19 protein-coding genes are annotated in these 20,671 nt (G+C 74.1%); 5 read left to right on the forward strand and 14 right to left on the reverse strand.

The features are described from left to right. Positions 1-33: 33 nt before the first annotated feature. Complete coding sequence (locus tag ACRB68_RS25815; RefSeq protein WP_153536680.1) at positions 34-624, forward strand: hypothetical protein; 591 nt, start codon at positions 34-36, stop codon at positions 622-624. Here the strand turns inward: ACRB68_RS25815 and ACRB68_RS25820 are convergent, their stop codons facing one another. From ACRB68_RS25820 to ACRB68_RS25850, 7 genes are all read right to left on the reverse strand, one after another. After that, on the reverse strand, positions 625-2,556 hold the full coding sequence (locus tag ACRB68_RS25820; RefSeq protein ID WP_153536681.1) for an acetoacetate--CoA ligase: 1,932 nt from the start codon (positions 2,554-2,556) through the stop codon (positions 625-627). 87 nt (positions 2,557-2,643) lie between these two features. Beyond that, positions 2,644-3,084: a cupin domain-containing protein gene (locus ACRB68_RS25825; protein WP_207709822.1), complete on the reverse strand. Its 441-nt coding sequence runs from the start codon at positions 3,082-3,084 to the stop codon at positions 2,644-2,646. Then, positions 3,081-3,785, reverse strand: a complete 705-nt coding sequence (locus ACRB68_RS25830; RefSeq protein ID WP_153536683.1) for an HAD family hydrolase — start codon at positions 3,783-3,785, stop codon at positions 3,081-3,083. Before ACRB68_RS25830 ends, ACRB68_RS25825 begins: the two co-directional genes overlap by 4 nt. 88 nt (positions 3,786-3,873) lie before the next feature. Next, entirely contained in the window at positions 3,874-5,505 is a 1,632-nt protein-coding gene (gene pruA / locus ACRB68_RS25835) for an L-glutamate gamma-semialdehyde dehydrogenase (RefSeq protein ID WP_153536686.1), read from the reverse strand. 72 nt (positions 5,506-5,577) lie between these two features. Further along, a complete protein-coding gene (locus tag ACRB68_RS25840) occupies positions 5,578-6,072 on the reverse strand; it encodes a DUF6912 family protein (RefSeq protein ID WP_153536687.1) in 495 nt (164 codons plus the stop codon). A gap of 19 nt (positions 6,073-6,091) precedes the next feature. Next, positions 6,092-6,724, reverse strand: a complete 633-nt coding sequence (locus tag ACRB68_RS25845) for an HAD family hydrolase (RefSeq protein ID WP_328594770.1) — start codon at positions 6,722-6,724, stop codon at positions 6,092-6,094. Beyond that, entirely contained in the window at positions 6,721-8,133 is a 1,413-nt protein-coding gene (locus tag ACRB68_RS25850) for a hypothetical protein (RefSeq protein WP_153536689.1), read from the reverse strand. Before ACRB68_RS25850 ends, ACRB68_RS25845 begins: the two co-directional genes overlap by 4 nt. Positions 8,134-8,223: 90 nt before the next feature. Here ACRB68_RS25850 and ACRB68_RS25855 point away from each other — a divergent pair, with 90 nt between their 5' ends. Further along, complete coding sequence (locus ACRB68_RS25855; protein WP_153536691.1) at positions 8,224-9,420, forward strand: acyl-CoA dehydrogenase family protein; 1,197 nt, start codon at positions 8,224-8,226, stop codon at positions 9,418-9,420. A 47-nt stretch (positions 9,421-9,467) separates the two neighbouring features. Here the strand turns inward: ACRB68_RS25855 and ACRB68_RS25860 are convergent, their stop codons facing one another. Together ACRB68_RS25860 and ACRB68_RS25865 are read right to left on the reverse strand one after the other, a co-directional pair. Further along, positions 9,468-10,364 carry an N-acetylmuramic acid 6-phosphate etherase gene (locus ACRB68_RS25860; protein WP_328594772.1) on the reverse strand — a complete coding sequence of 299 codons (897 nt, stop codon included), beginning with the start codon at positions 10,362-10,364 and terminating at the stop codon, positions 9,468-9,470. Further along, on the reverse strand, positions 10,361-11,323 hold the full coding sequence (locus ACRB68_RS25865; protein WP_153536693.1) for a MurR/RpiR family transcriptional regulator: 963 nt from the start codon (positions 11,321-11,323) through the stop codon (positions 10,361-10,363). Before ACRB68_RS25865 ends, ACRB68_RS25860 begins: the two co-directional genes overlap by 4 nt. A gap of 61 nt (positions 11,324-11,384) precedes the next feature. Between ACRB68_RS25865 and ACRB68_RS25870 the strand changes: the two genes are divergently transcribed. The 3 genes from ACRB68_RS25870 to ACRB68_RS25880 are packed head-to-tail and all read left to right on the forward strand — an operon-like array spanning position 11,385 to position 14,685. Next, on the forward strand, positions 11,385-12,494 hold the full coding sequence (locus ACRB68_RS25870) for an N-acetylglucosamine kinase (RefSeq protein WP_328594773.1): 1,110 nt from the start codon (positions 11,385-11,387) through the stop codon (positions 12,492-12,494). 52 nt (positions 12,495-12,546) lie between these two features. Beyond that, the gene (locus ACRB68_RS25875) at positions 12,547-14,148 is read left to right on the forward strand and encodes a glycoside hydrolase family 3 protein (protein WP_328594774.1); all 1,602 of its coding nucleotides are present in this window, start codon (positions 12,547-12,549) and stop codon (positions 14,146-14,148) included. Positions 14,149-14,205: 57 nt separating this feature from the next. After that, the gene (locus tag ACRB68_RS25880; protein WP_153536697.1) at positions 14,206-14,685 is read left to right on the forward strand and encodes a hypothetical protein; all 480 of its coding nucleotides are present in this window, start codon (positions 14,206-14,208) and stop codon (positions 14,683-14,685) included. On the opposite strand, the gene ACRB68_RS25885 is transcribed toward ACRB68_RS25880, so the two are convergent. From ACRB68_RS25885 to ACRB68_RS25905, 5 genes are all read right to left on the reverse strand, one after another. Continuing rightward, positions 14,675-15,898, reverse strand: coding sequence for a haloacid dehalogenase-like hydrolase (locus ACRB68_RS25885; protein ID WP_153536699.1), 1,224 nt, complete (start codon positions 15,896-15,898; stop codon positions 14,675-14,677). The two genes, ACRB68_RS25880 and ACRB68_RS25885, sit on opposite strands and share 11 nt — an antisense overlap. A gap of 70 nt (positions 15,899-15,968) precedes the next feature. Further along, on the reverse strand, positions 15,969-18,161 hold the full coding sequence (locus ACRB68_RS25890; protein ID WP_153536701.1) for an FtsX-like permease family protein: 2,193 nt from the start codon (positions 18,159-18,161) through the stop codon (positions 15,969-15,971). Then, the gene (locus tag ACRB68_RS25895) at positions 18,155-18,886 is read right to left on the reverse strand and encodes an ABC transporter ATP-binding protein (RefSeq protein ID WP_153536703.1); all 732 of its coding nucleotides are present in this window, start codon (positions 18,884-18,886) and stop codon (positions 18,155-18,157) included. Before ACRB68_RS25895 ends, ACRB68_RS25890 begins: the two co-directional genes overlap by 7 nt. A 68-nt stretch (positions 18,887-18,954) precedes the next feature. Continuing rightward, positions 18,955-19,734 carry an ATP-grasp domain-containing protein gene (locus tag ACRB68_RS25900; RefSeq protein WP_207709823.1) on the reverse strand — a complete coding sequence of 260 codons (780 nt, stop codon included), beginning with the start codon at positions 19,732-19,734 and terminating at the stop codon, positions 18,955-18,957. Continuing rightward, positions 19,731-20,600, reverse strand: a complete 870-nt coding sequence (locus ACRB68_RS25905; RefSeq protein ID WP_207709824.1) for an ATP-grasp domain-containing protein — start codon at positions 20,598-20,600, stop codon at positions 19,731-19,733. Before ACRB68_RS25905 ends, ACRB68_RS25900 begins: the two co-directional genes overlap by 4 nt. Positions 20,601-20,671 lie beyond the last annotated feature (71 nt).

The following is a 20,671-nucleotide window of genomic DNA, read 5'->3' on the forward strand; positions in this document are numbered from 1 at the left end:
CGGCCCCTCATTCATTTCCGCGACAATGGCGCCATGAGCACGCTGGACGGGCGCCGCGTCCACACCCGGGCCGACCTGATGGAACGGTACGGCCTCGGGCGCAGCACCCTGGAGAAGTGGTACCGGGAACGCGCCGCCAACGGCCATCCCGAAGCGGCCGGCACCGTCGGCTCCCAGCTCGCCTGGGACGCCGAGGCCTGGGACCGCTGGCACGCCGGGCACACCGCCCCGCCCGCCGTCCCCGAGGGCCTGGCCACCCGCGACGAGCTCGCCGAACGGCACGGCCTGTCCAGGCACCGGCTGAAGCAGCTGTGGGCCGACCGCGCCGCCAACGGCCACCCCGAGCCGGCGCACCGGCACGGCAAGGCCCTGTACTGGGACGAGGCGGCCTGGACCGCCTGGTACGCGGCCCTGGCGGAGCCCGCCGGGTCCCCCGGCGACCTGGTCACCCTCGCCGAGGCCGCGCGCATCCTCGGCCTCGCGCAGAGCAGCGCGACCGTCTACGCCAAGCGGCCGCCCGCGGGCTGGCCCGCGCCCGCCCGCGAGGAGCCGCTCGGCGGCGGCCGCGTCCGCCGCCTCTACCGCCGCGCCGACATCCTGGCCTACCAGGAGCAGACCCGCTGATCAGGGCACGAAGTACCCGAGCGCCTCGGGGTTGGCCAGGGAGTCGCGGTTGGCGGCCTTCTCCGGCGGGACGCCCTGCAGGATCTTGCGGACGGGCACCTCGAGCTTCTTGCCCGACAGGGTGCGCGGGACGGCCGGGACGGCGGTGATCTCGTCGGGCACGTGCCGCGGCGACAGGGCCGAGCGGATCTCGCGCTTCAGCCGCCCGGCCAGGTCCTCGGTCAGCCCGGCGCCCTCGGCCAGCTGCACGTACAGCAGCAGGCGGCCCTCCTGGCCGAGCCGGCCGGTGTCGATGACCAGGCTGTCGGCGATCTCCTCGAACGCCTCCACCACCCGGTAGAAGTCGGCGGTGCCCATCCGGATCCCGCCCCGGTTGAGGGTGGAGTCGGAGCGGCCGTAGATGACGCAGCCGCCGTCCGGCAGGATCTTGATCCAGTCGCCGTGCCGCCACACGCCCGGGTACATGTCGAAGTAGGACTCGCGGTAGCGGGCGCCATCGGTGTCGTTCCAGAACGCCACCGGCATCGACGGCATCGGCTCGGTCAGGACCAGCTCGCCGACCTCGCCGATGAGGGCCTTGCCCTCGTCGTCGAAGGCCTCGATCTTCGCGCCGAGGCCCCGGCACTGGATGACGCCGGCGCGCAGCGGCAGCAGCGGCGAGGGGCCGACGAAGCCGGTGCACAGGTCCGTCCCGCCGGAGAAGGAGCCGAGCAGCAGGTCCCGGCCGACCTCGGCGTACACCCAGTCGAAGCCCTCGGGCGGCAGCGGCGACCCGGTCGAGCCGATGCCCTTCAGCCGCGACAGGTCCAGCTCGGCGCCCGGCCGGCGGCCCTCCTTGCGCGAGGCCATGAGGTAGGGCGCGCCGACGCCGAGGTAGGTCGTGCCGGTCTCGGCGGCGAGCGTCCACAGGTCCAGCGGCGCGCCGTCGTACATGACCACGGTCGCGCCGACCAGCAGCCCGCCGACCAGGTAGTTCCACATCATCCAGCCGGTCGTGGTGTACCAGAGGAACACGTCGCCGGGGCCGAGGTCCTGGTGGAACGACAGGGCCTTCAGGTGCTCCAGGACGACGCCGCCGTGCCCGTGCACGATCGGCTTCGGCAGGCCGGTCGTCCCCGACGAGTACACGACCCACAGCGGGTGGTCGAACGGCACCGGCTCGAACTCCAGCTCGTGGCCGGGCTTCGGCAGGTCGGCGTAGGGCAGCGTGCCCGGCAGCGACGCGGCCGGGTCCAGGTAGGGGACGAGGACGGTGGCGTCCAGGGTGGGCAGCGCGGCCTGGATCTCGGCGACGGTCTCGCGGCGGTCGAAGTGCCGGCCGTTGTAGGCGTACCCGTCCACCGCGATGAGCACCGACGGCTCGATCTGCGCGAACCGGTCGATGACCGACGAGGAGCCGAAGTCCGGCGAGCACGACGACCAGACCGCCCCCAGCGACGCCGCCGCCAGGAAGCAGACCAGCGCCTCGGGGATGTTCGGCAGGTAGGCCGCGACCCGGTCGCCCTTGCCGACGCCGAGCGCGGCCAGGCCCGCGCGGACCTCGGCGACGTGCCGCGCCAGCTCCCGGTGCGTGAGCACCCGGTGCCCGCCCGCCTCCGAACGGAAGATCACCGCGGTGTCGTCGGCGGCGCCGCGCAGCGCGTTCGCGGCGTAGTTGACGGTGGCGGAGGGGAACCAGCGCAGCCCGTCGACCGGCATGGCGCCGCCGCTGCGGACGGGCCCGTCGCCCCGCTCGCCGGCGACGTCGAAGTAGGCCCAGACCGCGTCCCAGAACTCGTCGACCTCGGTGACCGACCAGTTCCACAGGTCCGCGTAGGACTCGGTGAGCACGCCCCGGTCCAGCAGCCAGTGCTGGAAGTGCGTCACCCGCGCATTGGCGATCACCGCGTCGGACGGCTCCCACAGCGGAGCGTCCTCGGACACCTGGGACATCAGCTCACCCCTCCTGTCGTGCGGCTTTGCACGCCACCCCCAATATCGGCCCCGCCCCACCCCCCGCGCAAGCCGGGTGATCTTGGGCTAGGCGGAGACCGTACGGTACTTGGCGCGCAGTTCGGCGAGGCGGTCGGGGGTGAGGGGGTCGCCGTTCTCCAGGGCGCGGTGGAGGTCGCGGAAATAGTCCTCGTAGCCCGCCGGGGTGAGGATGAACAGGCAGCGGGCCTGGTCGGCGGAGGCGTTGCGGAAGCCGTGGGCGACGCCGCGCGGGACCGAGACGGTACCGCCCGCGCCGACCGCGACCTGGCCGTCGGCCAGGTCGAAGGTGACCTCCCCGTCGAGGATCTGGAAGTGCTCCTCGTGGCCGTGGTGGACGTGCGGGGCGGCGCCGAGCGCGCCCGGCGGGAAGGTGTACTCCACGATCGCCAGCCTGCCGCCGGTCTGCGCGCCGGACAGGCGGACCAGGTACTCGCCGGCGGGCGCGCGCAGGCGTTCGGCGTCGGCGGGCTGGACCAGGGCGGTCACCGGGCCCCCAGTTCAGTGACGGCGCGGACGACGCGGTCGGTGTCGGCGAGGGTGGCCAGGACGACGTCGGCGCCGGCCGCGCGCAGCTCGGACTCGGTGGCGCTGCCGGTGGCGACCGCGACGATCGGCGCGCCCGCGATGTGCGCGGCCTGCACGTCGCGCGGCGAGTCGGCGATGTAGACGGTCTCGGTGAAGCGCGCGCGGTGCTTCTCGGCGGTGCGGGTGCGCGCGATCTCCAGCAGCGCCGCCTTGCTGTAGACGCCGTTCTCGTACCCGCCGCTGTCCAGGTCCAGGTGCCGGTCCAGGCCGAGCTCGCCGACCTTCAGCAGCGCGTTCGGGCGGATCGAGCCGGTCAGCACCGTCTGCGCGGTGCCCGGCAGCGCGGCGAGCGCGGCGAGGGCCTCGGCGGCGCCCGCCAGGACCCGGCCGTGCTCGCGCAGCCCGGCGCGGCGGGCCGCGAACGCCTCGGTGAGCGCGACCATGAAGGCGGGCAGGTGGTCGTCGGTGGTGACGATGTCGTTGAACGCCAGCGTCTCGAAGATGATCTCCGATTCGGTGCGGCCGGGCGTCGGCGCGAGCCGCACCAGCGGGCGGCCGGTGGTGCGCTCGAACGCCTCCGCGTACGCCTCCCGGGTCACCCGGCCGACGTCCACCAGCGTGTGGTCGATGTTCCAGAGCACCAGCCGGTTCAGCGTCGACATCCCGTTCCCATGTGCGTCCGAGGGCACGCCCCTGCTGGGGCGTGCCTATCGTCGGGCCTGCCCCCGGGTCACCGCAACCGGAAGGCGATCATGAGCCCATGTGGGGATAGCGGTGGTCGGTCGGCGGCACGAACGTCTCCTTGACCGCCCGCACGCTCGTCCAGCGGGTCAGGTTGAGGATCGAGCCGGCCTTGTCGTTGGTGCCCGACGCCCGGCCGCCGCCGAACGGCTGCTGCCCGACGACCGCGCCCGTCGGCTTGTCGTTGATGTAGAAGTTGCCCGCCGCGAAGCGCAGCTTCGCGGCGGCCTCGGCGGCCGCCGCCCGGTCCCGGGCGATGATCGACCCGGTCAGCGCGTAGTCGGCGGCGCACTCCATCTGGGTGAGCATCGTGTCGTAGTCGGCGTCGTCGTAGACGTGCACGGCCAGGATCGGGCCGAAGTACTCGGTGGTGAACATCTCGTCGGTCGGGTCGGTGCCCTCGATCACGGTCGGCCGGACGAACCAGCCCCGCGAGTCGTCGACCTCGCCGCCGGTGAGGATCGTCGTCGACGCGGTGGCCTTCGCCCGCTCGATCGCGGCCCTGTGCTTGGCGAACGCCCGGTCGTCGATCACCGCGCCCATGAAGACCGACAGGTCCTCGGCCACGTTCCCCATGGTCAGCGACTCGACCTGGCCGACGAAGTCGTCGCGCATCCCCTCCCACAGCGAGCGCGGCAGGTAGGCGCGCGAGGCCGCCGAGCACTTCTGGCCCTGGTACTCGAACGCGCCGCGTACCAGCGCGGTGGCGAGGACGGCCGGGTCGGCGGACGGGTGCGCGACCACGAAGTCCTTGCCGCCGGTCTCGCCGACGATGCGCGGATAGCCCCGGTAGCCGGAGATGTTCGCGCCGATCGTGCGCCACAGGCCCTGGAAGGTGCCCGTCGAGCCGGTGAAGTGCACGCCCGCGAAGTCCGGATGCGGCAGCGCCACCCGCGACACCGCCTGCCCGTCCCCCGTCACCATGTTGATCACGCCGGGCGGCAGGCCCGCCTCCTCCAGCAGCCGCATGGTGAAGTGCGCGGCGAGCTGCTGCGTCGGCGACGGCTTCCACAGCACCACGTTGCCCATCAGCGCCGCCGACGTGGGCAGGTTCCCGGCGATCGCGGTGAAGTTGAACGGGGTGATGGCGAGGACGAACCCCTCCAGCGGCCGGTACTCCACCCGGTTCCATACCCCCGGCGAGGAGATCGGCTGCTGCGCGTACAGCTCCCGCGCGAAGGCCACGTTGAACCGCCAGAAGTCGATCAGCTCGCAGGCCGAGTCGATCTCGGCCTGCTGCACCGACTTGGACTGGCCGAGCATCGTCGCGGCGTTCAGCGTCGCCCGCCACGGGCCCGCCAGCAGGTCGGCGGCGCGCAGCAGGATCGCGGCCCGGTCGTCGAACGCCATCGCCCGCCACGCCGGAGCCGCCTCGCGGGCCGCGTCGATCGCGGCGCGGACGTCGTCGTCGGTCGCGTTGCGCATCTCGCCGAGCACATGGGCGCGGTTGTGCGGCTCCACCACCTCGATCGGCTCACCACCGCCGGGCCGGTGATCGCCGCCGACCGCCATGGTCAGCTCGTGCCGCACCCCGCCGAGCTCCTTGAGCCGCGCCTCCAGCGCGGCACGCTCGGGACTGCCCGGCGCGTACCCCTTCACCGGCTCGTTCACCGGGACCGGCACGTTGGTGACGGCGTCCATCACTGCTCCCTAAGCCTGCCGACGTCGTTGTCGCTATGCCCGGGATCTACCCGCGCACCGGCGGGTGACGCGTCAGGAGACCAGGTCGCCGAGCTCCTGGGTCGCGTACCAGAGAAGTTCGTGGCCCTCGGCGCCGTCGGCGGTGAAGGCGGCGTCCGCGTCGCCCGCGTCGGCCGCTGTGACGGCCTCGGCGGCCGCCTTCACGTCCTCTTCGGCGGCGGGGTCGTCCACGTGGCCGGAGGCGATCTTCTTCCAGGGGACCGGCGCGGTGAGGCGGACCAGGGCGCGTTCGTCCTCGTCGTTCACCTGCTCGACGGCGTCGTCGGGCACCTCGGCGGCCAGCACGACCCGGCGCGGCGGGGCGGCCGGGCCGGCGGCGAGCAGCCGCAGCGAGGCGCGGGCGGCCGCGGTGAGCGCGGCGTACTCCAGCTCCTCGGTGTCGCCCTCGGCGTACCACTCGCGCAGCCCCGGCGTCACCGCGTAGGCGGCGAGCGGCGCGGGGCCGAGCTCGCGGTCGGCGTGGGCGCGGGCGAGCCCGGCGAGCGTGGACGGCAGATAGACGCGCATGATCGTCGATTTTAGGTGGTCAGAGGGCGCCGAGGGAGCGCAGGGCCTCGATCGTCGGCTCGGGGGCGGTGTGCAGGAGCCCGCGGATGCCCAGGCTCTCGGCGGCGCGCACGTTGTGCTCGATGTCGTCGATGAACACGCAGTCGGCGGCGTCCAGGCCGAGCAGGTCCAGGGTGTGCCGGAAGATCCGCTCGTCCGGCTTGCGCAGCCCGACCTCGCACGAGATCACCACGGCGTCGAAGACGCCGGCGAACAGCTCGCGCGGGTAGACGTTGCCCCAGGAGTTGGACAGCAGCGCCGTCCGGACGCCGTTCGCGCGGACCTCGCGCAGCACCTGATACATCGGCTCGACCGGGGCGAACTCGGCGAACATGCGGGCGATCAGGCCCTCGGCCAGGACGGCGCCGCCGTCCACGTCCAGCAGCTCGGCGGCGAGCAGCCGCTCGAACTCGGCCGGTTCGAGCGTCCCGTCCTCCAGCCCGTGGATCGGGTTGACCGTCCCGCCGTCGTAGGCCTGCTTGACCCAGGCGCGCATGACCGACTTGTAGCGGGCGACGTCGATCCGGTCGGCGGCCAGCCACAGGTCGATCGCATCGTTCAGCGGGGAGGTCAGCACGCCGCCCCAGTCGGTGATCACAGCTTTGACTGTCACGGCCCGATGGTAGGCGAGTGGTCACGCGATCCCATAGCCGCGGCCAAGAGCAGCAGCGGGACGGCCGGCATGACGTACCGGTAGTCGAACTGGGCGGTGAACGCCGGGACGACCAGCAGCGTCACCCCGATCGTCCAGGGCAGCAGCCGCTCGCCGCCGAGGTCGCGCCGCTCCCGGACGATCCGCACCGCCCCGATCAGCAGCACGACGCCGAGCAGCGTGCCGGGCAGGTACACCGTCTGCTGGTAGGCGCCGAGGAACCGGGCGTACGGCTGGACGGCGTGCGGCCGCGTGTAGCCCGCGTCGTAGCGGCGGTAGAACCGTTCGGCCTGGTCGCCGGCGTGGGCGGGTCCGGGCTTGAACAGGTAGTAGCCGTAGGTCGTGGCGTCGGGGAACTGCGGGTGGGTCCAGCGGAACGTGCGCGCCACGTCGGTGCCGGCCACCCGCAGGTAGTCGCCCGGCTGGGCCAGGATGGCGCGGACGGCGAAGGAGCGGCCGTAGCGCTCGCCCTGCGTGCCGAACCCCTCGGCCTCCAGCCGGTGCCGGGCCGCGCCGGGCCCCCAGATGTAGGACCGGTAGACCGAGCGCTCGGCCGGGTCGCCCGCAAGGCAGAGCGGCATCTCCTCGACCGGCGGCCGCATCGTGCGGCAGTCGGCGAACGGCGCGACCCGCCCGTACAGGAACACCCCGGTGCTGCGGGTCAGCGTGAACTCGCCGTGCTGGGCCGCGAACCAGGACGAGTAGCCGATCACCGGCACCGCGCCCGCCGTCACCGCGGCCAGCCCGACCCGCCAGCCGGCCCGCCGGACCAGCAGGTACAGCGCCAGCAGGAGCAGCAGCGGCAGCCCGGCCGAGCGGGTGATCGTGGCGAGGCCGAGCAGCGCGCCGGCGGCGACCGTCCAGCGGTGGCCCGGCCGCAGCAGCGCAGCGACGGCGGCCATCACCAGGAACGTGAACAGGGTGTCGGACATCAGCAGGTGCTCGAACTGCAGGACGTCGCCGTCCAGCAGCAGCGGCGCGGTGGCGAGCGCGGCGAGCCACGGCGCCACCCTGCGTCTCAGCAGCGTGTACAGCAGGACCGCGATGCCGACGCCGAGCGCGTGCTGGGCCAGCCCGACCAGCGGGAGGCTGTGGAAGGGTTTGAGCAGCCAGAGGAACAGGGAGTATCCGCTGGGCCGGATCAGGTTGGGGTTGGGGTTCACCGCGCCGGACAGGTAGTCGTCGGAGTCGGGGAACCACATCAGCGGCCGGTAGCCGAGCGTCACCACGACGCGGAGCAGCACCCCGGCGGTGAGCACGCACAGGAACAGCCGGTGCCGGCGCGCGGCGGCGCGGGCACGGCTGGCGGGCGGTGTGGGCCTGGGCGGCGCCGAGGCATCGGCCGGCTGCAGGCGCGACTGGAGGGACATCGTGGACACCCACCATGCCCGACCGGGGCGTTCACGTCCATCCGGCGTCCCCGCCGAGTAAACCGAACACCATTCTGTCAAACTGGTCCCATGGACTTCGAACTCAGCCCGAAGGCACGCGAGTACCAGGCGAAACTCCAGGAGTTCATGGACGGGCACGTGTACCCGGCCGAACGCGGCTACGCCGAATGGCGGGCCGCGAACGACCCGCACGCGCTGCCGCCCGTCGTCGAGGAGCTGAAGGCCGAGGCCCGCCGCCGCGGCCTGTGGAACCTGTTCCTGCCCGACGTGTCGGGCCTGACGAACCTGGAGTACGCCACCCTCGCCGAGCTGACGGGACGCTCCCACGAGCTGGCGCCGGAGGCGGTCAACTGCGCCGCCCCCGACACCGGCAACATGGAGGTCCTGCACATGTTCGGGACGCGCGAGCAGAAGAAGCGGTGGCTGGACCCGCTGCTGGACGGCGAGATCCGCTCGGCGTTCGCGATGACCGAGCCGGAGGTGGCCTCCTCCGATGCGACCAACATCACCACCTCCATCGAGCGCGACGGCGGCGACTACGTCGTCAACGGCCGCAAGTGGTTCATCACCGGCGCCGCCGACGAGCGCTGCACGATCTTCATCGTGATGGGCAAGACCGACCCGGACGCGCCGGTGCACCGCCAGCAGTCGCAGATCCTGGTCCCCCGCGACACCCCGGGCGTCACCGTGCTGCGGCACCTGCCCGTCTTCGGCTACCAGGACCAGCACGGCCACTCCGAGATCGTCTTCGAGGACGTGCGGGTGCCGGCCGCCAACCTCATCGCGGGCGAGGGCGACGGCTTCATGATCGCCCAGGCCCGCCTCGGGCCCGGCCGCATCCACCACTGCATGCGCGCCCTCGGCATGGCCGAGCGGGCGCTGGAGCTGATGTGCCGCCGCGCCGCCGACCGCGTCGCCTTCGGCAAGCCCCTGGCCGCGCAGGGCGTCGTCCAGGAGCAGATCGCCGAGTCCCGGATGGCGATCGAGCAGGCCCGCCTGCTCACCCTGAAGACGGCCTGGCTGATCGACAGGCACGGCGCCAAGGGCGCCCGCACCGAGATCGCCGCCATCAAGGCCGTGGTGCCGCGCACCGCCTGCCAGGTCATCGACCGCGCCATCCAGGTCCACGGCGGGGCGGGCGTCTCCGGCGACACCCCGCTGGCCGCGATGTACGCCTGGGCCCGCGCCATGCGCATCTTCGACGGCCCGGACGAGGTCCACATCCGGACCGTCGCCCGGCAGGAGCTGCGCCCCTACCTGGGCTGAGCGGTGGTCTGCGGCCCGCTGCGGCGGGCCGCAGACCTATCGGGTGCTCAGGCCGTCCTCAGGCGTTGCAGGGCCTCTCTGACCCCGCCGTCGGTCTCTTCCAGGACCGTCGTCGCGCGGGCGGCCGGGACCTCGCCGAGGAGGGAGACCAGGGCGACGCGGGTGTTGCCCCCGGCTTCGGCGAGCGCGTTCTCGCAGGTCCGGGCGTCCATGCCGGTGGCCTCGGTGAGGATGCGCACGAGCCGGGTGCGCAGCTTGGCGTTGAGCGCGTTCACGCTCACCATCAGGTTGGAGTAGGTCCGGCCGAGCCGGATCATCAGGGTGGTGGAGAAGGAGTTCAGCACCAGCTTGGTGGCGGTGCCGGCCTTCATCCGGGTGGAGCCGCTGATCACCTCGGGGCCGGTGGCGAGCCCGATGTGGACCTCGACCTCCTCGCCGTAGGGGGTGTCGGGGTTGCAGCTGATCAGGGCGGTGCGGGCGCCGGCCGCCGCGGCGGCGCGCAGCGCGCCGACCACGTAGGGGGTGCGCCCGCTCGCGGCGATGCCGACGGCGATGTCGCCGGCCCGGACCTCGGCGGCGTCGCGGGCGCCGAGGTCGCGGTCGTCCTCCACGTCGGAGACGGCCTGGGAGAGCGCGCCGGGGCCGCCCGCGTGGTGCGCGACGACGCGGCCCCAGATCCCGAACGTGGGCGGCAGTTCGGCGGCGTCGATGACCGCCAGCCGGCCCGAGGTGCCGGCCCCGAAGTAGTGCACCCGCCCGCCCGCGCGCAGGGAGACCACGGCCAGGTCGACCAGTTCGGCGATCTGGGGCAGCACGGCGGCCACCACCGTGGGGACCGTGGCGTCCTCGGTGTTGATCAGGCGCAGCACGTCCAGCGTGGGCAGGGTGTCGACGTCCAGGGTGCGCGGGTTGCGGCCCTCGGTGGGCAGATCGCAGTCGATCACCGACGCCTCCGGTCGGGTCGCACGGTCCGGCCGCGGACCGCCTCGAACGTGGCCTCCAGGGCCGTGCGGGTGGATCCGAAGGTGCGCTGCGCGACGCCGACGAACACGCAGTCGACCACGGTCAGCTGCGCCAGCCGGCTGGCGGTCGCACCGGATCGGAACGTGGTCTCCCGCGCCGCCGTCGTCAGGATAAGGTCCGCCACGTCCGCGATGGGGGACTTGGGGAAATTGGTGAGGCCGATCGTGGTGACGCCCCGCCCCCGGGCGACCTCGAGCGCGTCGATGGTCTCCACGGTGGCGCCGGTGTGGCTGATGCCGATGGCCACGTCGCCGACGCCGAGGACGGCGGCGCTGGTCAGCATGATGTGGGCGTCGGACCAGGCGCTGCAGATCCGGCCGATGCGGTGCAGCTTCTGCTGGAAGTCGGCGGCGACGAAGGCGCTGGCGCCGACGCCGTAGACGTCGACGCGGTGGGCGGCCGCGATGGCGTCCACCACCTGCTCCAGCGTCTTGATGTCGAGCTGGGCGGCGGTCTCCTCGACGGCGCGGGCGTCGGCGAAGGTCACCTTCTCCACGATCTGCTCGAGCGAGTCGTCGGGGCTGATGTCGCTGCCGATGACCCGGCCGCCGCTGGCGCTCTGCGCCCGGCCCGCCTCGGTGGCCAGGGTCAGCCGGAGCTCTGGGTAACCATGGAACCCGATCGCCCGGCAGAACCTGATGACCGTGGTCTCGGAGGTGCCGCAGTTGTGGGCGAGTTCGGTGATGGTCGAGTTGGCGACCCCTTCGGGATCGTCGATGACGCGTTGAGCGACTCGTCGCTCGGCCGGGGGCAGCGAGGGCAGTAGCGAGCGCACCCGCACCACGGTGCTCAGCGGCGTGCCCTCCTTGGCCGCCGCGTCGCCCCGGGGCGCACCGCCCTCGGCCGTGCTCCCCGACTCTGAGCCGGTGGGTTTCCTCATGGAGGAAATTTTCTTACATGCGAGATGTCACGTCAACGCCAGAAAAGGCTACGGTCGCCATGTGTTGACCCATTTGGCCGGTCCGTTCGTGATCGGCATAGACGCGGGTGGCACGAAGACCCGCTGTGTCGTACTAACGCTCGGGGGCACCCTGGCCGGTTGCGGAACCGGTCCCGGAGCCAACCCCAACTCCGGGGGCGACACCGCGGGTGCGCTCTCCACGGCCCTGCGCGAGGCCCTCGGCGACATCGACCGCTCGCTCGTCATCGGCGGCGTCTTCGGCATCGCCGGGGCCGGCTCGGCCGGCCGGCCCGCCGCCGTCACGGCCGCCCGGTCGGCCTGGCACGCGGCCGGGCTGCGCGGCTCGCCCGCGGTGGTGACCGATATCGCGGTGGCGTTCGCCGCCGGGACGACCGCGCCCAAGGGGATCGTGGTCTTCTCCGGCACCGGCGCCGGCGCGGCCGTCATCAACGACGGCGCGATCGTGCAGCGCGCCGACGGCTACGGCTGGCTGGTCGGCGACCAGGGCTCGGCGGTCTGGCTCGGCCGGGAGGCGGTCGGCGCGGCGCTCGCCGCGCTGGACGGCCGCGCCCGCGCGACGGTCCTGACCGACGCGGTGCCGCGCGCGCTGCTCGGCGGGGCGGTGGTCGCCCAGCTGGACGGCGCCCGCTGCCGGTCCCGGCACCGGCGGGCGCTGGCGCTGGCCGGCTCGACCGTCCTGCCCGGCGCGGGCGGCGGCAGCACGCTGGTGCTGGCCGGGCCCGCCGAGCCGGCGCCGAACCCGCAGCTCGCCCAGGCGATCATCAAGGAGGTGTACGGGCGGCCGCCCGCCGCGCTCGGCCGGCTCGGCCCGGTCGTCGCCGACGCCGCGACCGCGGGCGACGCGGTGGCCCGGCAGATCATCTCCGAGGCCGCCGAGTGGCTGCTGCGCGACGTCGACGCGGTGCGCCCGGCGCTCGGCGACCCCTGCGCGCCGGTGGTGATGCACGGGTCGGTGCTGCGCGAGGGACCCGTCGCCGACGCCGTCCGGGCCGGGCTGACCGACCGGTTCGCCGAGGCGCCGCGCCGCGCCGGCGACGGCGCGGTCGGCGCGGCCTCGCTCGCGCTGCGCCGCCTCGGCTACCCGCCGCCCCCGCCGGCCCGGGTCGACAGCGGGCAGCGGAGCCGTTAACGTCGCAGGTCGGATCACGAACCGATAACGACCTTGCTGGGAGCCTGACCTGGTGCGCGCCTCACGTTCACTCGCCCTCGTCGCCGCGGCGGCGGCCGCCCTGCCGCTGGCCGGCTGCGGCGACGACGCGGCGAAGGGGCCCCGGCCGCCGGGGGGCGAGGTGAGACCGAACGCGCAGCGCGAGGGCGCCTACGTCTCCGACCTGCTCGGCGGGATGAGCGACGCCGAGAAGGTCGGGCAGCTGTTCGTGCCGACGGTGGCGGGCGCCGCCGACGGCAAGGCGATGATCAAGAAGTACAAGGTCGGCGGGTTCATCTACTTCCCGCCCAACCTGCGCACGCCCCGCCAGACCGCCGAGCTGTCCAACACGCTGCAGAAGGCGTCCAAGGTCCCGCTGCTGATCGGCGTGGACGAGGAGCAGGGCCTGGTCAGCCGCGCCCGCTACCTGACCCGCTTCCCCGGCAACATGGCGCTCGGCGCCACCGGCGACCCGGCCAACGCCCGCGACGCCGCCCGCGTCACCGGCACCGAGCTGCGCGCCGTCGGCATCAACCAGGACTACGCGCCCGACGCCGACGTGAACGTCAACCCCGCCAACCCGGTCATCGGCGTCCGCTCGTTCGGCGCCGACGGGAACCGGGTCGCCTCGATGGTGTCGGCCGCCGTCGCCGGCTACCAGTCCGCCGGGGTCGCCGCCACCGCCAAGCACTTCCCCGGCCACGGCGACACCGCCACCGACAGCCACACCGGCCTGCCGGTGATCAGGCACTCGGCCAAGCAGTGGGAGCGCGTCGACGCGCCGCCGTTCCGCGCGGCGGCCGCCGCCGGCGTCGACTCGATCATGTCGGCGCACATCGTGGTGCCGGGGCTCGACTCCTCGGGCGACCCCGCGACGCTGTCCAAGACCGTGCTCACCGGGCTGCTGCGCGGCAGGCTCGGCTACCGGGGCGTCATCATCACCGACTCGCTGCGGATGGCCGGGGTGCGCCGCAAGTACGGCGACTCAGTCGTGCCCGTCCGCGCGATCAACGCCGGGGCCGACCAGCTGCTCATGCCGCCGGACCTGCCGCGCGCCTACGACGCGGTGCTGAAGGCGGTGAAGTCCGGCAAGATCTCCCGCAAGCGGCTGGACGAGGCCGTCGAGCGCATCCTGCGGATGAAGGAGCGGCGCGGCCTGTTCAAGGGGACCCGGGTGGACCCGGCCCGCGCGGACGCCGTCATCGGCTCGGCCGCGCACCGCGCCGTCGCGCGGCGCGTCGCCGAACGCTCGGTCACCCTGGTCCGCAACGACGGCGCGCTGCCGCTGAGGAGCCGGACGGTCGCGGTGACCGGCCCGCACAGCGAGACGCTCACCGCCGCGCTGCGCAAGCAGGGCGTGCGGATCGCGCCGGCGTCGTCGGCGGGCGTCCTCGTCGTCACCGCGCTGAACTCCCGCCCGGCGGTCCCGCGCGGCCGGACGGTCGTGGTCGCGGCGCTCGGCAGCCCCTACGTCCTGGACCACGCGGCGGGCGCGAAGGCGGCGCTCGCCACGTACTCCTCCAGCTCGACGTCGGTGAACGCGCTGGCCAAGGTCCTGGCGGGGAAGGTGAAGCCGACCGCCAAGCTGCCCGTCCCCGTGGCGGGCCACCCGATCGGGTACGGGCTGACTTATTAGGCCTTTCGGGCGGTCGCGGCGAATGGCAGGATCGCCTCGTCTTCCCGGGAGGTCCCTGTGTCCGTCCGCCCGTTCCTGACGGCCCTGGCGCTGTGCCTGACGCTCGGCGCGTGCAGTGACGAAAAGCCCGTCGGCTCCCCGGTCCCGCCCGCGCCGGGGCCCAAGCGCCCCGCCGCCGTCCGGGCGGAGTGGTCCGAGGCCGCGCGTGCGGCGCTGGCCTCCTACCTGCACGCGATCGCGTCCGGCGACAAGGGCGCCTGCGCTCTGCTGGCACCCGAATACGAGCGCATCGCCTTCGGCAGGCCCAAGGGGTGCGCGGGCGGCCTGCGGGCGGCGCGCGCGAGGCTGCGCCCGCAGGACCTGAAGGCGCTGCGCACGGTGGCGGTGCCGACCGCAGAGCCGGGCATGCACTTCGACGAGGTGTCGGTGCCCTTCCAGGACCTGGCCTGGAAGGGCGAACCGGCGCGTCCGGGCGGGCTGCTCGCCGCCCGCTACACCCTGCGCAAGTCCGGCAAGCGCTGGCTCATCACGGGCTGAAGACGGTGTCGGCCTGGTCGGGCACGATCCGGCCGTTCTCCCGGACCGGGCCGGGCGTGCCGTCCGGGGCGGTGTAGGCGGTCGTCGAGCACGGGTAGCGCGTGCTCTTGCGGCCCTTCGGCTGGAGGAACATCGGGTTGACCAGCCACTTGCCGTCGGCGTTGAAGTAGCCGCGGCACATCAGCTCGGCCTTGTTGCGGTTCAGCACCAGGCGCAGGTCCGTCGCGTCGGAGACGAAGGTGACGTCGGTGTCGGAGTCGCCGGCGGCGAAGGCCTGGCGGCGCCACGCGGGGGCCTGCTCGTAGGCGCGGCGCTCGGGCACGCCCAGCACGCGGCGGTTGACGGCGCAGCGCTTGCCGTCGATGTAGGTGATCGCGTCGGGGTCGCCGCCGCAGCCGGTCAGCCGCGCGGTGAGGCGGCCGGCGCGGCGGGTGTTCTCGATGCCGATCACGTGGTCGGGGCGGACGCCGGCGCCGCGCGCCCACACCTGCACGACCGGCTGCGCGGACGCCGAGACGATCCACACGTCCAGCCCGGCCCGCCGCAGCTTCCTGATCAGGTCGCGCTGCTGGTCGTAGTAGCGGACCCAGCCGGTGACCTGGTGGGAGCCGACGGTCTGGACGGCGTCCACCGGCGCCTTCAGGTTCTCGGCGCGGGCGGCGGCGGCGAACCGGCGGACCTCGCCGGGGGTGTGCCCGGCGAGGAGCTGCGCGGCCCAGGCGTAGGACGGCTCGGTGCGGCGGTGGTTCCAGCCGGCGAACGCGGCGGCGCCGCCGGTGGTCTTGGCCGAGCCGTAGACCGACAGGATCTCGTCGGCGCACGCGGTGTCGGTGCTGGTCGGCAGGGGGCGGCCGGGGCGGACGGAGGTCCCGCAGGCGGCCTTGAGCGCGGCGGCGGCCTCGCCGGTGAGGAACCGGCTGGTCGTCCGCCAGTCCTGGCGGGCGGGCTGGAGGACCTTGTCGTTGCGCAGCAGCCAGTAGGTGGTGGCGTCGCCGACGTCGTTCTTGACGACGGTGTTGTCCCAGTCGAAGAGGGCCACGCGCCCCCGGTGGCCGGCGCAGAGGAACTGCTGGAGCTTGGCGCGGTTGTCGCCGTACCAGCTGAGGCCGCTGTCCAGCCTGGGGCATTCCTTGCGGGGTGCGGCGTGGGCGGCGGGGACACCGAGGGCCGTGGCGCCGAGGGCGAGGGGGACGATCCAGCGGAGACTCTTCATGATCACCTTCGAGAGAGGGGTGATCGGGACGGTAGTTCGACCCTTTGGACTAAGTCCATACCAATGACCGTTAATTAACCTGATCTTTCGATGCCGCCGCCGCGATCAGCGCGCAGAGGGCCAGCACGCCGGCGACCGGCCCCCACGGCACGACGATCGCGGGCGCCGGGCCGTCCAGCGTGGCGAGCGCCGCCCACAGGCCGCCGAGGCCGAGCGCCGTCACCAGCGCGGCGAGGACCGCCCCGATCAGCACCACGACCAGCGCCTCGGCGACGACCAGCCGGCGGACCTGGCGGCGGGTCGCCCCGATCAGCCGCAGCGCCGAGTGGTCGGCCCTGGCCATCATGAGCGTCGCGGCGATCGCGATGGCGCAGTAGAGCAGGGCGATGCCGAGGACGACGAGCATGCCGAGGCGGCTGTAGCGGTTGCTCTCGGTGGAGGCCCGCGCGAGCCAGGCGTCCTTGGCGACGACCTTGGCGCCGAGGCCGCGGACGGCGCCCTCCAGTGCGGGCTTTCCGCCGGGAAGCGTGACGTCGATCGACTCGGCCAGGCCGTCACCGGCGTTGGCCAGGGAGACCAGCACCTCGTCGTCGTTCAGGCGGGGGCGGCGGACCTGGGTGACGGTGAGCGACTTGCGGGTGCCGTCGGCGAGGCGGACGTCCACGCGGTCGCCGACGCGGCGGTGCCACTCCCCGGTGACGGCGATCGAGCCGTCGTCCAGGCCCTCGGTCCCCATGGCGTCGTACCCGTCGACGGCGGTCGGCACCCGGGTGACGGTCCGCGCGCCGGGGAGGGCCCGCACCCTCCGCACCACCTCCCGGTTCAGGCCGGGCGTGCCCGCCGGGACGACGACATACGCGCCGGGGTGGCGGGCGCGCAGCGTGTCGTCCTTCGCGGCGGTGACCGTCGCGGTGGTGCCGAGCAGCGCCGCGGTCAGGCCGAGCGTGACCAGGACGGGCGCGGCGGCGGTGGCCGTCCGCCGCGCCGAGGTCCGCGCGTTCTCCCGGACGACCAGCGCCACCGCGCCGCGCGCCCAGGTCAGCGGCCAGGTCGCCAGCCGCGCGACCGGCGGCACGACCACCGGCGCCAGCAGCGCGACGCCCCAGATCAGCAGCATGATCGTGGGCAGGAACTGCTTCCGGTTCGCGGCGGCCGCGGGGTCGGCCACCGCCGTCTGCACCAGCATCCACAGGCCCGTCCCGAGGACGGCCAGGCCCGCGAGCCACCGCCAGGGCGACATGCGGTGCTCCAGGGCGGCCTCCCGCAGCGCCTCGGCGGGCCGGATCCGGCCCGCCCGCCGGGCGGCCGCGCGGACGCCGAGCAGCGACACGGTCAGGCCGGTCGCGAACGCCGTCAGCAGCGGCCACCACGTCGTCGTCACCGCGTAGCCGCGCGGCGCGAGGCCGTGATCGACCAGCGCTCCGCCGAGCAGCGGCGCGCAGAAGGGCGCCACCGCGCAGCCGAGGACCGACGCGGCGAGCCCGGTGACCAGGGCCTCCCGGGTGAGCAGCCACCGCACCTGCCGGGGCGTCGCGCCGGCCAGGCGCAGCAGGGCGAGCTCGCGGCGGCGCTGCGCGACGGCGAAGGCGCTGGTGGAGGCCACGACGAAGACCGCCACGAAACCGGCGACGCCGCCGGACATGCCGAGCAGGATCTCGGTGTCGCCGAGGGGGTCGTCCCCGGTGGCGTCCCGGCCGGGCCGCACCTGGACGTCATAGCCGGCCGCGGCCCGGACCCGCTCGATCGGGGCGTGCACGATCAGGGCGTTGACCTGGGGCGACAGGCGCGCGGCGGCCGACTCGGCGAAGAAGACGGCGGGCTCGCCGCCGGTGGCGGTCCCGGACACGCGGTAGCTGCGCGGGCCATCCGCCATGAGCACCGGAACACGCTCGCCGACCCGGACGTGCGGGGCTCCGGCGACCAGGACCTCGTCCCCGGCAGGTGCCCGGCCCGCCACGATCCGGTAGGGGCCGTAGGCGGCGGCGGGCCAGGACCGCCCGACCTGCGGGCCGTCCTGGATCTGCGCGTAGAAAACGTGATCCGGCACGGCCTTGCCAAGCTGCGACAACCGCGCGACCAGCTCAGGCTGCAGACCCGCGCCGGGCGGAACCTGCGACTCCACCACCACCGGCGCGCCCGGATACCGCTTCGGTGCCGCCCCGGCGTTGCTCGTGAGGGCCGACGCGAGGGCGAGCCCCATCGTCGCCATCAGCCCGACGCCGAGGGCCAGCGCGACGAACGTCGCCCACCGGGACTTCAGCACGGCGCCGCCTCCAGCCGCGCCATGCGCTCCGCGACGGCCTGCGGGGACGGGTTCGGCAGCTCACCGGCGAGCCTGCCGTCGGCGAGGAAGACGACCCGGTCGGCGTAGGAGGCGGCGACCGGATCGTGCGTCACCATGACGATGGTCTGCGCGCGCTCGTCGACCAGGCCCCGCAGCAGGGCCAGGATCTCCCGGGACGTCACGGTGTCGAGGGCGCCGGTCGGCTCGTCGGCGAACAGCACCGCCGGGCAGGTGATGAGGGCCCGCGCGATCGCGACCCGCTGCTGCTGGCCGCCCGACATCTCGCCCGGCCGGTGCCGGGCCCGGCTCTTCAGGCCGACCTCCGCCAGCACGGCCGCCACCTCGGCCGGCTTGGGCCGGTGCCCGGCCAGCCGCAGCGGCAGCCCGACGTTCTGCTCGGCGGTCAGCGAGGGCAGCAGGTTGAACTCCTGGAAGACGAAGCCGATCCGCTGCCGCCGCAGCACCGTCAGCTTGGTCTCGCTGAGACCGGCCAGGTCGGTGCCGGCCACCTCGACCCGCCCGGACGACGGCCGGTCCAGGCCCGCCGCGCACTGGAGCAGCGTGGACTTGCCGGACCCCGAGGGGCCCATGACCGCCGTGAACGTCCCGGCGGCGAAGCCGAGCGTGACATCGTCCAGGGCGCAGACGGCGCCGTCGCCCGTCCCGTAATTCCGGCTCACCGAGTGAAGCCTCACCGCATCCATGCGCACTAGATCATCACGCGCGCCCGGCTCCCACACTCCCCCAGGTATGAGTCCGGGGGTGGCACTGGCTACACCCCTGCCTCGGCGGCGCGCAGGGCCAGCGCCGCGAGGGCCGCGGGGGCGCCTTCCTGGCCGCGGGCTCCGGGGAAGGCGTTGACGTCGACGACGAGGGGATCCCGGCCGGGGCCGCACACGACGTCGACGCCGAAGACCTGCAGCCCGAACGCCTCGCCTGCCCGGTGGGCCAGGTCGATCCAGGCGGGCGGGATGTCGCCGGGCGGCAGGACGTGCGGCCGGGCGGCCAGTTCCGACGGGCGGAGCGCGGCGAAGACCCGGCCGCCGATGATCCAGAGCTTGCGGTCCCAGCCGTCGTTCGCCGCGAGCCGCTGCACCACCACCGGCTCGTCCGCCCATTCCGGCATCAGGGCGCGCAGGTCCGCGGGGCCGTCAGCGCGGGTCACCAGGTCGCGGGACCGGCTGTGCCTGCTCTTGATCACGACGGGGTAGGGCAGCGGCCCCTCATCGATCAGGCGGCGCGGCGTGGAGACGGCCACGGCCCGCGCGAACGGGAGCCCCGCGCGCAGCGCGATCTCCTCCATCAGCACGCGGTCCTGGCAGTCGGCGGTGGCGGCGGCCGGGTTCAGGACGGGCGCGCCGCTCCGCTCCAGTGCGCGCGCGAGGGCGAGGGCACGGGGCGTCCGGGCCTTCAGGAGGTAGACGTCGGCGGGCAGCGCCGGCGGCTCGTCGTCGGGATGGATCCACTGCACCCGGTGCCGGGGTGACAGCAGTTCGGCGGCGCCCGTCAGCAGCGGATGCCGCCGGTCGGCCGTCACCATGGCGACCTTCACACCGCCTCCGGCGCGGTCAGCAGGCCCGAATGCGCGGCCGGCCAGAGCTCCGTCACCTCGGGGACGTCCGCGCGGGCCAGGTCCAGGATCGCCTGCGACACCTTGGGCACCGCGTCGGGCACCTGACGGAAGCTGGGGAAGTCGTTGATGTCCACGATGACCGGCCCGTCGGGGCCGAGGAGGATGTCCACCCCGTACAGGTCGAGCCCGAAAACACGGCCGACCTCGGCCGCGAGCGCGGCGAGCTCGGCCGTCAGCGGGACGGGGCGCTCGTGGCGGGGCATGTCGGGGCGCAGCGGCGAGCGGCTCTCGGTGGCGTAGAGGTCCCCGGCGACGCAGTACACCTTCAGGTCGAGGCCGGTGTTCGGCACGTACGGCTGCGCGATCACCATGCCTTCACCGTCCGGCCAGGCCGCCAGCTGCTCGGGACGCTCGAACAGGCGGACCGCCCTGCCGTTGCTGCCGTCGGCGGGCTTGACGACCAGCGGGAACGCGTCCGCCGGCAGCTCGGCGAAGAGCTCGGCCCGCGGCGCGGCGTGGGTCGCCGGAACCGGCAGGCCGCGGTCGTGGGCCACCGCGGCGGCCACCACCTTGTCCCGGACGAGCCGGATCGCCCGGACGTCGTTGATCGTGCGCAGCCCGACCGAGGAGGCGGCCTCCAGCAGGCTCAGTCCGGGCCCGCCGGACACGGTCTTCAGCACCCAGGCCGCGTGCCGCCCGGCGGAGATCGTCTCCGCCAGGCTGAGGAGCGAGCCGCCGGGGCGCACCAGGTCCACTTCGTGGCCCCACGCCGCGAGCTGGCCGATGACCGCCATCGGCATCCCGTCCCGCCGGTACTGCTCCTCGACCAGAAAGCACAGTCGCACCGCCGCACCCTCCCTGCCCCCGGTCCGCCGTGCCGGCGGACATCCGTCCACGGCCACCGCGGAACGCCCAG

The sequence above is a fragment of the Actinomadura macrotermitis genome (genome assembly GCF_009604375.1).
In the GTDB taxonomy this organism is placed as follows: Bacteria; Actinomycetota; Actinomycetes; order Streptosporangiales; family Streptosporangiaceae; genus Spirillospora; species Spirillospora macrotermitis.